Raw genomic sequence first — 11,826 nt, 5'->3', positions numbered from 1 at the left:
GCGTGAGGAAGCGCACATAGGCCTGGGTGGTCGAGATTTCGCGGCCTTCGGCCGTGGGCTCGATCACCGACTTGAAGGTCTCCAGCGCGGGCACGGTGAACTGCTCGTCGGCCTTGACGCGGCGGTGCGGCAGGTAGCCGCCCAGGGCCTTGCGGCGCTCGTGCAGGTAGCGCATCTCGGGCGTGTCTTCGGCCGGCTTGTAGAAGGGGATGTCGGCCAGCTGGCTGTCGGGAATCGGGATGTTGAAGCGGTCGCGGAAGGCCTTGATGTCTTCGTCGGCCAGTTTTTTGGTCTGGTGGACGTTGTTCTTGCCTTCGCCGATCTTGCCCATGCCGAAGCCCTTGACGGTCTTGATCAGCAGGACGGTGGGCTGGCCCTTGTGGTTGACGGCCTTGTGGAAGGCCGCATAGACCTTTTGCGAATCGTGGCCGCCGCGGCGCAGGTTGAAGATGTCCTCGTCGCTCATCTTGGCGACCATCTCGAGCGTGCGCGGGTCCTGGCCGAAGAAATGCTTGCGCACGTAGGCACCGTCATTGGCCTTCATGGCCTGGTAGTCGCCGTCCAGCGTGTCCATCATGACCTTCTTGAGCGCGCCATCCTTGTCGCGGGCCAGCAATGGGTCCCAGTTGCTGCCCCAGAGCAGCTTGATGACGTTCCAGCCGGCGCCGCGGAACTCGCCTTCGAGTTCCTGGATGATCTTGCCGTTGCCGCGCACCGGGCCGTCCAGGCGTTGCAGGTTGCAGTTGATGACGAAGACCAGGTTGTCGAGCTTTTCGCGCGCGGCCAGGCCGATGGCGCCCATGGATTCGACTTCGTCCATCTCGCCGTCGCCGAGGAAGGCCCAGACCTTGCGGTTTTCGGTGTTGGCGATGCCGCGGGCATGCAGGTACTTGAGGAAACGCGCCTGGTAGATCGCCATCAGCGGGCCCAGGCCCATGGAGACGGTGGGAAACTGCCAGAACTCGGGCATCAGCTTGGGATGCGGGTAGCTGGACAGGCCCTTGCCGTCGACTTCCTGGCGGAAGTTGAGCAATTGCTCTTCGGTCAGGCGGCCTTCGAGGTAGGCGCGGGCATAGACGCCGGGCGACACGTGGCCCTGGATGTAGAGGCAGTCGCCGCCGTGCTCTTTACCCGGTTCAGCGCTCTCGGCGTGCCAGAAGTGGTTGAAGCCGGCGCCGAACAGGCTGGCCAGCGAGGCGAAGGAGCCGATGTGGCCGCCCAGGTCGCCGCCGTCGGCGGGATGCAGGCGGTTGGCCTTGACCACCATGGCCATGGCGTTCCAGCGCATGTAGGCGCGCAGGCGTTCCTCGATCTCGAGGTTGCCGGGCGAACGCTCTTCCTGGTCGGTCTCAATGGTGTTGACGTAGCCGGTGTTGGCCGAGAAAGGCATGTCGATGCTCTTCTGGCGGGCATGCTCCAGCAGTTGCTCGAGCAGGAAATGGGCGCGCTCCGGACCTTCGCTTTCGATCACGGCGGACAGGGCGTCCATCCATTCGCGGGTTTCCTGGCTGTCTTTGTCCAGCGCGTCGTTGGCGGCGGCGCGCAAGTTGTCGCCGGCTTGGGTGGGATTGGCAGCCATTTTTTGTCTCCTGAGTAGCCTGGTAGAGCTTTGTTAACCTGCGATACGGCCTCTTGTTGAGCCGTACACAGAGCCTGTTCCAACTTGGGTCTAAGCGTGTTGTAAACGCAAATTAGATTCAAGTCTCTAGTTTCCCACAATATTCGCACAATTTCAAATAGTGCTTACTCGTTTCATATTAAGAAATTTAAAAGTAAGCATACGTCGCATTGAGGGTGATTCGCTTCACCTTAAACGATCAGGGTCAACCCAGCTACGCCGAGGGCATCTCCCTTAAACTGCACCCTTCCTCTTATGACCCAGCAAGCCCCCGCCCCCGCCGACATCGCGGCCAATCCCGCTCCCCTGGCCCTGTGGCGCCACTGGTGGCGCCGGCAGTCGCCGTCGCGCCAGGACCGTTTCATCACGCTGGGCCCGCTGCTGGCCGTCGTGCTTTTCCTGGCGGCCGTGATCGCCGCTTTCGGCTACCTGCGCATCGAGGAAATCGACCGTGAGCAGCAAGCCGTCAAGCGAGACGTGGAATATGCCCAGCAGCGCCTGCGCCTGCGCCTGCTGGAGCGGCAGGAGCAGCTCATGCGCATAGGCCGCGACGTCTCGAACAAGGAAATCGACACCGAGGAGTTCATCACCCAGGCCGAATCGCTGGTCAACCAGTACCCCGAGCTGATGGCGGTGACCTGGGTGGACAGCAAACGGCGCATCAAGGTCGCCTACGTATCGCCCAGTGCCAACGCCAGCCAGCTGCGCGGCGCGGGCGAACAGCTCAAGGTAGGCGAGACCGACGGCACTTATGACCTCGCCAGGGACCTGCGCCAGCCGGTGTATTCACGCCCGCTGGCGGCCAAGGAAGCCAGCGGCTACAACGCGCCCACCCTGCAGCTGCAAGTGCCGCTGGACGACCAGGGGAAGTTCGCCGGCGTCATCATGGGCGAGTACTCCATCGACGGCCTGCTGCGTTTTGGCGTGCCGACCGAGGTCACGGCCAAATATGCGGTAACCCTGATCGACGACAAGAACCAGGTGCTGGCGGGCAACCTGCCGCCACCGCGCAATCCCGCGGCCCGGCTGCTGCCCTGGTCAGACGGCGCGGCCGAATACGAGATACCGGTCTCACCGGTGGGCAACGGCCTGCTGATACGCGCCGAGGGCTACCGCACCTCGCTGGGTGTGGTGGGCAGCGGCTTCTTCTGGCTGGTCAGCGCCCTGAGCGCGCTCACGGTGTGGATGCTGCTGGGCACCTGGCGCCACACGCGCCGCCGCGTGCAGGCCCAGCAGGCGTTGATCTCAGAGACCAACTTCCGCCGCGCCATGGAAAACTCCATGCTGACCGGCATGCGCGCGCTGGACCTGCAGGGCCGCATCACCTACGTCAACCCGGCTTTCTGCCAGATGACGGGCCTGACCGAAGGCGACCTGGTGGGCCGCACGCCGCCGTTTCCGCACTGGCCGGAAGGCGAGATCGACACCCTGATGCAGCGGCTGGACGACGAGCTGCACGGCCGCACGCCGCCGGGCGGCTTCGAGGTTCGCGTCAAGCGCAAGAACGGCCAGATTTTCGACGCCCGCATGTATGTGTCGCCGCTGATAGACCCGCGCGGACAGCAGACCGGCTGGATGACCTCAATGACGGACATCACCGAGCCCAAGCGCATCCGCGAGGAACTGACCGCCTCCTATGAGCGCTTCACCACGGTACTGGAGGGGCTGGACGCGGCCGTCTCCGTGGCGCCGCTGGGCAGCGAGGAACTGCTGTTCGCCAACAAGCTGTACCGCTCCTGGTTCGGCGGCGAAGTGTCGGGCCACCTGAACCTGATTGCGCAGGCCGGGGTACCCAGTGCCGTGCCCACCGACGACACGCTGGACGCGGTCGACGGCCTGGCCGGCTTTCCGACCGATACGCTGACGGCGGCGCAAACGGAGAATGCCGAGATCTTTGTGCCCGAACTCAGCAAATGGCTGGAAGTGCGTTCGCGCTATCTGACCTGGGTGGACGGCCGGCTGGCGCAGATGGTGATCGCCACCGACATCACGCCGCGGCGCCATGCCGAGGAGCAGGCCGCCCAGCAGAACGAACGCGCACAGACCGCCAGCCGCCTGATCACCATGGGCGAGATGGCCTCCAGCGTGGCGCACGAGCTGAACCAGCCGCTCACGGCCATCAACAATTACTGTAACGGCATGGTGTCGCGCATCAAGGGCAAACAGATCAGCAACGAGGACCTGCTGATAGCGCTGGACAAGACCGCCAAGCAGGCGCACCGCGCCGGGCAGATCATCCAGCGCATACGCTCCTTCRTCAAACGCAGCGAGCCCAACCGCACGGCGGCCGACGTGGCCACCATGGTCAGCAACGCCATGGAGCTGGCCGACATCGAACTGCGCCGCCACCACGTGCGCCTGAGCCACTACATCGCGGCCCGCCTGCCCGAAATCATGGTGGACCCCATCCTGATCGAGCAGGTGCTGATCAACCTGATGAAAAACGCGGCCGAATCCATAGAGCAGGCACACCTGCCGACGGCGCGCCGCAGCGTCGAGCTGCGGGTGGTGCCCAAGCAGATTGAAGACCAGGCCGTGGTGGAGTTTTCGGTGCTCGACACCGGGCGCGGCCTGTCGCCCGAGGTCATGGGCCGGCTCTATGAAGCCTTCTACTCCACCAAGGCGGAGGGCATGGGCATAGGCCTGAAGCTGTGCCGCAGCATCGTCGAGTCCCACCAGGGAAGAATGGAGGCCGAGAACCTCTACAATGGGGACGAAGTGGTGGGGTGCCGGTTTACCTTCTGGATCCCTGTGACACCCCTGCTCTTGCCGACGGCGCCAGCCGGCGACAACACGGCAGCCAGGAACGCAGGCGTTCACTGAAAACCCTTCAAGAACCGTCTCTTGAGAAGTTCACGAAAGAAAGTTTGGCATGAGCTTGATTCCCAAAAAAGGTACCGTCTACGTCGTTGATGATGACGAGGGCGTGCGCGACTCGCTGCAGTGGCTGCTCGAAGGCAAGGACTACCGCGTCCGCTGCTACGACTCCGCCGAAACTTTCCTCTCCCGCTACGACCCGCGCGAAGTGGCCTGCCTGATCGTCGACATCCGCATGGGCGGCATGACGGGCCTGGAGCTGCAAGACCGCCTGGTCGAGCGCAAGTCGCCGCTGCCCATCGTGTTCATCACCGGCCACGGCGACGTGCCCATGGCGGTCAACACCATGAAAAAAGGCGCGATGGACTTCATCCAGAAGCCTTTCCAGGAAGAAGCCCTGGTCAATCTGGTCGAGCGCATGCTGGAGCAGGCCAAGGAGGCCTTCAGCGAATTCCAGCAGTCCGCCAGCCGCGACGCCCTGCTGGCCAAGCTCACCTCGCGCGAAGCCCAGGTGCTCGAGCGCATCGTGGCGGGACGCCTCAACAAGCAGATCGCCGACGACCTGGGCATCAGCATCAAGACGGTGGAAGCCCACCGTGCCAACATCATGGAAAAGCTCAACGCCAACACCGTGGCCGACCTGCTCAAAATCGCCCTGGGGTCCAACGCGCCCAAGGCCTGATTCCCTCTTTCGCTATCCCTTGATAGCTTTAACGCCCGTATTGATTGGACCAACGGGCGTTTTTACTTTGAGAAGCCGATTCAAATGACCGCCCAGCTGATTGACGGAAACGCCCTCTCCAAACAATTGCGCGCTGACGTCGCCCGGCGGGCCGCCGCCCTGCGCGCACGCGGCGTCACGCCCGGCCTGGCCGTGGTGCTGGTGGGCGAAAACCCGGCCAGCCAGGTCTATGTGCGCAACAAGGTCAAAGCCTGCGAAGACAACGGCCTGCATTCTGTGCTCGAAAAATACCCCGACACCCTCAGCGAAGCCGATCTGCTGGCGCGCGTGGACGCGCTCAATAATGACCCGTCCATCCACGGCATCCTGGTGCAGCTGCCGCTGCCGGCCCACATCGACGCGCACAAGGTCATCGAGGCCATCTCGYCGGCCAAGGACGTGGACGGTTTTCACGTCGCCAGCGCCGGCGCGCTCATGGTCGGCCAGCCGGGCTTCTGGCCCTGCACGCCTTACGGCTGCATGAAGATGCTGGAAAGCATCCACTACGACCTCAAGGGCAAGCATGCGATGGTGATTGGCCGCAGCAACATCGTCGGCAAGCCCATGGCACTGATGCTGCTGCAAAAAAATGCCACCGTCACGATTTGCCACAGCGCGACCAAAGACCTCAAGGCCATGACGCTGCAGGCCGACGTGATCGTGGCCGCCGTCGGCAAACGCAATGTGCTGACGGCCGACATGGTCAAGCCGGGCGCGGTCGTGATCGACGTGGGCATGAACCGCAACGACGAAGGCAAGCTCTGCGGCGACGTGGATTTTGAGGGCGTGAAGGAAGTCGCGGGCTACATCACGCCGGTGCCCGGCGGTGTCGGCCCCATGACCATCACCATGCTGCTGGTCAATACGCTCGAAGCCGCGGAACGCTGCTGAACGCTTTTCAGCCCGCGGCGGGCGGCGACTGAGCAGGTGGCGATGCTGGCACCAGGCGCCAAAGCGCCAAGCCGGCGCACAGCCATTGCACGACATACAAGGCCGTGCCCAGGCCATGCCAGAGCTTGAGATTGCCGCCTTCGGCGCGCGCACTGACGATGCGCGGCGCGATGCCAAACTCCACAACCAAAGCCAGCAACAGGCCGGCGACGACGAATTTCATCGCGGCCTGCGCTTGCCGCGCGAGGGTTGCGTCGTCCTTCTTATTGAGCACCACGAGTAGCAGCATGGCGCAGCCGGCACTGACCCAGGTTTGGGCGGTGAAAAGCTTGGCGGCCATGGCGCCTGCCACGGCGGGCGTGCCCAGGTTGGCGAACAGCATAGGGACTACGACGAAACCCAACGCTGTCAGGCTGCCCCACCAGAGGGCTGCCACCATCACATTGAAGCGCTGCTTCATCAAATTCAGTTTAGATGTACATCACCGCGATGATTTCATAGCGCTTGATGCCGCCCGGCGCCTGGACTTCGGCGGTATCGCCCTCGTCCTTGCCGATCAGGGCGCGCGCGATCGGCGAGCTGATGTTGACCCGGCCCTGCTTGATGTCGGCCTCGTCTTCGCCGACGATCTGGTAGGTCACCTTGTCGCCGGTGTCTTCGTCTTCCAGTTCGATGGTCGAGCCGAACACCACCTTGCCGCCGGCGTCCAGTTCGGACGGGTCGATGATCTGCGCGGCGGAAAGTTTGCCCTCGATTTCCTGGATGCGGCCTTCGATGAAACCCTGGCGGTCCTTGGCGGCGTCGTATTCGGCGTTTTCGCTCAGATCGCCCTGGGCGCGCGCTTCAGAAATCGAATTGATGACCCAGGGGCGGTCAACGGTCTTGAGCTGGTGCAGCTCGGCCTTGAGGCTTTCCGCGCCGCGCTTGGTGATGGGAATGGTGGCCATGTTTTTTGCTCCTGCAAAAGCGAAACCGCCACCAGTCACCTGGCGGCGGCGCTTGAATCCAAAATTTCAACGAAACAAGTTTAATGCAAATCGGGCCCGGCTCAAGCTGGGAATAGCCCTGGAAAAGCCCGGGAAAAACCCGGGCTACCCAGGCCGTCAGGCCAGCTGCGCGTGCAGCTCCTGCACGGAATACACCGGGAGGTTGTCCAGGTATTTCATGCCCTCCACGGCCGCTTCGGCGCCGGCAATGGTGGTGTAGGTCGTCACGCGGGCCAGCAGCGCCGAGGTCCGTATCTGGCGCGAATCGGTGATCGCGTTGCGCCGCTCTTCGACGGTGTTGATGACCAAGGCGATTTCGTTGTTCTTGATCATGTCCACCACGTGCGGCCGGCCTTCGGTGACCTTGTTGACCACGGTGCAGGCAATGCCCGCCGCCTGGATGGCCGCCGCCGTTCCCTTGGTCGCGACCAGCTCGAACTTCTGCGCGGCCAGCGCGCGCGCCACTTCCACGGCGCGCGGCTTGTCGTTGTTCTTGACGGTCAGGAAAACCTTGCCGGAGGTTGGCAGCTTGGTTCCCGCGCCCAGTTGGGATTTCACGAAGGCTTCGCCGAAGGTCTTGCCCACGCCCATGACTTCGCCGGTCGACTTCATCTCGGGGCCGAGAATCGTGTCCACGCCGGGGAACTTGACAAAGGGGAACACCGCTTCCTTGACGCTGAAGTAAGGCGGCGTGACTTCGTCCTTGATGCCTTGCGAAGCCAACGACTGGCCGACCATGCAGCGCGCCGCCACCTTGGCCAGCTGGATGCCGGTGGCCTTGCTGACGAAGGGCACGGTGCGCGAGGCACGCGGGTTGACTTCCAGCACGTAGATCACGTCCTTGCCGTCAATGTTCTGGATCGCGAACTGCACGTTCATGAGGCCCACCACAGTGAGCGCCTCGGCCATGGCCGCGGTCTGGCGCTTGATCTCGGTGACGGTTTCGGCGCTCAGCGAATACGGCGGCAGCGAGCAGGCCGAGTCGCCGCTGTGCACGCCGGCCTGTTCGATGTGCTCCATCACGCCGCCGATGAAAGTGCGGCCTTCAGGGTCGCGCAGGCAGTCGACGTCGCATTCGATGGCGTCGTTCAGGAAGCGGTCCAACAGCACCGGCGAGTCATGGCTGACCTTGACGGCTTCGCGCATGTAGCGTTCGAGGTCGCGCTGTTCGTGCACGATTTCCATGGCGCGGCCGCCCAGCACATAGCTGGGGCGCACGACCAGGGGGTAGCCCAGCGCGGCGGCTTTTTCGAGTGCTTCGGGTTCGGTGCGAGCCGTGGCGTTGGGCGGCTGGCGCAGCTTGAGTTCGTGCAGCAGCTTCTGGAAGCGCTCACGGTCTTCCGCCGCGTCGATCATGTCGGGCGAGGTGCCGATGATGGGCACGCCGTTGGCTTCCAGGTCCAGTGCCAGCTTCAAAGGTGTCTGGCCGCCGTACTGGACGATCACGCCCAGCGGCTTTTCCTTGTCGACGATCTCGAGCACGTCTTCGAGCGTCAGCGGCTCGAAATACAGGCGGTCGCTGGTGTCGTAGTCGGTGGAGACGGTCTCGGGGTTGCAGTTGACCATGATGGTCTCGTAGCCGTCTTCGCGCATGGCCAGCGCCGCGTGCACGCAGCAGTAGTCAAACTCGATGCCCTGCCCGATGCGGTTGGGCCCGCCGCCCAGCACCATGATTTTTTTCTTGTCGGTGGGCGCGGCTTCGCATTCGCTGCCTTCGGCCTCGTAGGTCGAATACATGTAGGCGGTGTTGGTCGCGAACTCGGCGGCGCAGGTGTCCACGCGCTTGTAGACCGGGCGCACGCCCAGCGCGCGGCGCTTCTCGCGGATCGCCGTGTCGGTGGTCTTGAGCTGCTTGGCCAGGCGGCGGTCGGAGAAGCCTTTTTGCTTGAGCGCGCGCAGCGTGACGGCGTCGATCTTGTCGAGCGAGGTGGTTTCGAGTTCAAGCTCGATCTTGACGATCTGCTCGATCTGCACGAGGAACCAGGGATCGATCTTGGTCAGCGCGAAAACTTCGTCGACGCTCATGCCCTGGGCGAAGGCATCGCCTACGTACCAGATGCGGTCAGGGCCGGGCGCGCCGAGTTCTTTCTCGAGCACTTCGCGGTCCTGGGTCTTTTCGTTCATGCCGTCCACGCCGACTTCCAGGCCGCGCAAAGCTTTCTGGAAAGACTCCTGGAAGGTACGGCCCATGGCCATGACTTCACCGACGGATTTCATCTGTGTGGTCAGGCGCGAATCGGCGGCCGGGAATTTTTCAAATGCAAAACGCGGGATCTTGGTGACGACGTAGTCGATGCTGGGCTCGAAACTCGCGGGGGTGGCGCCGCCCGTGATTTCGTTGCGCAACTCATCGAGCGTGTAGCCCACGGCCAACTTGGCGGCGACCTTGGCGATCGGGAAGCCCGTGGCCTTGGAAGCCAGCGCCGAGGAACGCGACACGCGCGGGTTCATCTCGATCACGACCATGCGGCCATCGACCGGATTGATGGAGAACTGCACGTTGGAGCCGCCGGTGTCCACGCCGATCTCACGCAGCACGGCCAGGGAGGCGTTGCGCAGGATCTGGTATTCCTTGTCGGTCAACGTCTGGGCCGGGGCCACCGTGATGGAGTCGCCGGTGTGCACGCCCATGGGGTCCAGGTTTTCAATGGAGCAGACGATGATGCAGTTGTCGGCGGTGTCGCGCACGACTTCCATCTCGTACTCTTTCCAGCCGAGCAGCGATTCCTCGATCAGCAGCTCGTTGGTGGGCGAGGCTTCGAGGCCGCGCTTGCAGATGACTTCAAACTCTTCGGAGTTGTAGGCGATGCCGCCGCCGGTGCCTCCCAGCGTGAAGCTGGGGCGGATCACGGTGGGGAAGCCGACGGTCTTCTGGACGGCCCAGGCCTCATCCATGCTGTGCGCGATGCCGGAACGGGCCGAGCCCAGCCCGATCTTGGTCATCGCGTCCTTGAACTTCAGGCGGTCTTCGGCCTTGTCGATGGCCTCGGGCTTGGCGCCAATCAACTCAACCTTGTATTTGTCGAGCACGCCGTTGTGCCAGAGGTCCAGCGCGCAGTTGAGCGCGGTCTGGCCGCCCATGGTCGGCAGGATGGCGTCGGGGCGCTCCTTGGCGATGATTTTTTCGACCGTCTGCCAGGTGATGGGCTCGATGTAAGTGACGTCGGCGGTGGCCGGGTCGGTCATGATCGTGGCAGGGTTGCTGTTGATCAGGATGACCTTGTAGCCTTCTTCACGCAAGGCCTTGCAGGCCTGCACGCCGGAGTAGTCGAACTCGCAGGCCTGGCCGATGATGATGGGGCCGGCGCCGATGATGAGGACGCTCTTGATGTCTGTGCGCTTAGGCATTTTTCTTCTCCCCAGCCTGTTCCATCAGCGCGGTGAAACGGTCAAACAAGTATGAAATATCGTGCGGGCCGGGCGAGGCTTCCGGGTGGCCCTGGAAGCAGAAGGCCGGCTTGTCGGTGCGGGCCAGGCCTTGCAGCGTGCCGTCGAACAGGCTGATGTGCGTGGGCCTGAGGTTGGCGGGCAGGCTTTTCTCATCGACCGCGAAACCATGGTTCTGGCTGGTGATGCTGACGCGGCCGTTGTCCAGGTCTTTGACCGGGTGGTTTGCGCCGTGGTGGCCGAACTTCATCTTGAAGGTCTTCGCGCCGCTGGCCAGCGCCATGATCTGGTGGCCCAGGCAGATGCCGAAGGTCGGGATGCCGGTTTCGATCAGTTCGCGCACCGCGGTGATTGCGTAGTCGCAAGGCTCCGGGTCGCCAGGGCCGTTGGCCAGGAAGATGCCGTCGGGTTTGAGCTTGAGCACGTCGGCCGCGGGCGTTTGCGCCGGCACCACTGTGATGCGCGCGCCGCGCTCGGCCATCATGCGCAGGATGTTTTTCTTCACGCCGAAGTCGAAGGCCACGACATGAAATTTCGGCGTGATCTGCACGCCGTAGCCCGCGCCGAGCTTCCACTCGGTCTGCGTCCATTCGTAGGTCTRCTTGACCGAGACGACTTTGGCCAGGTCCAGGCCGGCCATGCTGGGGGCGCCGCGCGCCGCCGCGACGGCTTTCTCGATCGCCGGCTGGCTCACCGCCTCGCCCGCGGGCAAGGCCAGGATGCAGCCGTTTTGCGCGCCCTTGGTGCGCAGGTGGCGGGTCRGCTGGCGGGTGTCTATGCCGGCGATGGCGACGGTGTTTTCCTTGACCAGGTATTCGGACAGGGTCATGGTCATGCGGAAGTTCGAGGCCAGCAGCGGCAGGTCCTTGATGATCAAGCCGGCGGCATGGACTTTTTCAGCTTCGACGTCTTCGGCATTGATGCCGTAGTTGCCGATATGCGGGTACGTGAGGGTGACGATCTGCTGGCAGTAGCTGGGATCCGTGAGGATTTCCTGGTAGCCGGTCATCGCGGTGTTGAACACCACTTCGCCGACCGTGGAGCCCGCGGCCCCAATCGAATTGCCGATAAAGACCGTGCCGTCTGCGAGCGCCAGGATGGCGTGAGGGGTGTTTCCCTGTAGAGACAAAAGCACTGGGTTCTCCGGGTTGGTTACGGTTCGCCCAAGCGTGCACAAGAAACGTCTCGGTCAAGACTCTTGCAGGCTGCTTTTGTGAGGGTGGTGGCTTTGTATGCGCTCGGGCGAAGCTGTGTTTTGAAAAGCCCTTGATTATAGCCTGAACACTGGCCCCCACGGTCGCTCACTGCGTGTAGCTCCCTGCCCCCTCGAGGGGGCCGCCCGCCTGCGGCCCGGCAAAGCCGGTTCCGCGGCTCATGCTGATGAAGAAAGGCCCCCACAGTCGCTC

7 protein-coding genes and 1 pseudogene are annotated in these 11,826 nt (G+C 63.4%); 3 read left to right on the top strand and 5 right to left on the bottom strand.

The genetic code is table 11. The features are described from left to right. Positions 1–1,579: pseudogene (aceE, locus tag AC1D0P_RS13760) on the bottom strand (pyruvate dehydrogenase (acetyl-transferring), homodimeric type); the annotation flags it as partial. Between the two features lie 294 nt (positions 1,580–1,873). Between aceE and AC1D0P_RS13755 the strand changes: the two are divergent. From AC1D0P_RS13755 to folD, 3 genes are all read left to right on the top strand, one after another. Then, positions 1,874–4,441 (top strand): PAS domain-containing sensor histidine kinase, encoded by a 2,568-nt coding sequence (locus AC1D0P_RS13755; RefSeq protein WP_477677251.1) that lies wholly within the window; start codon positions 1,874–1,876, stop codon positions 4,439–4,441. Between the two features lie 49 nt (positions 4,442–4,490). Further along, complete coding sequence (locus AC1D0P_RS13750) at positions 4,491–5,117, top strand: response regulator transcription factor (RefSeq protein WP_411877690.1); 627 nt, start codon at positions 4,491–4,493, stop codon at positions 5,115–5,117. Between the two features lie 84 nt (positions 5,118–5,201). Then, complete coding sequence (gene folD, locus AC1D0P_RS13745; protein WP_477677250.1) at positions 5,202–6,047, top strand: bifunctional methylenetetrahydrofolate dehydrogenase/methenyltetrahydrofolate cyclohydrolase FolD; 846 nt, start codon at positions 5,202–5,204, stop codon at positions 6,045–6,047. Between the two features lie 7 nt (positions 6,048–6,054). On the opposite strand, the gene AC1D0P_RS13740 is transcribed toward folD, so the two are convergent. From AC1D0P_RS13740 to carA, 4 genes are all read right to left on the bottom strand, one after another. Then, entirely contained in the window at positions 6,055–6,507 is a 453-nt protein-coding gene (locus AC1D0P_RS13740) for a DUF4149 domain-containing protein (RefSeq protein ID WP_477677249.1), read from the bottom strand. A 10-nt stretch (positions 6,508–6,517) separates the two neighbouring features. Continuing rightward, positions 6,518–6,994, bottom strand: coding sequence for a transcription elongation factor GreA (gene greA, locus AC1D0P_RS13735; protein ID WP_477652175.1), 477 nt, complete (start codon positions 6,992–6,994; stop codon positions 6,518–6,520). A 156-nt stretch (positions 6,995–7,150) separates the two neighbouring features. Further along, a complete protein-coding gene (gene carB / locus AC1D0P_RS13730) occupies positions 7,151–10,381 on the bottom strand; it encodes a carbamoyl-phosphate synthase large subunit (RefSeq protein ID WP_436154250.1) in 3,231 nt (1,076 codons plus the stop codon). Continuing rightward, positions 10,374–11,555, bottom strand: coding sequence for a glutamine-hydrolyzing carbamoyl-phosphate synthase small subunit (gene carA / locus AC1D0P_RS13725; protein WP_477677248.1), 1,182 nt, complete (start codon positions 11,553–11,555; stop codon positions 10,374–10,376). The genes carB and carA overlap by 8 nt, the downstream gene beginning before the upstream one ends. Positions 11,556–11,826 lie beyond the last annotated feature (271 nt).

Source organism: Polaromonas sp. P1_G2, from assembly GCF_056405515.1.
This window is presented reverse-complemented; position numbering and strand designations above follow the sequence as displayed.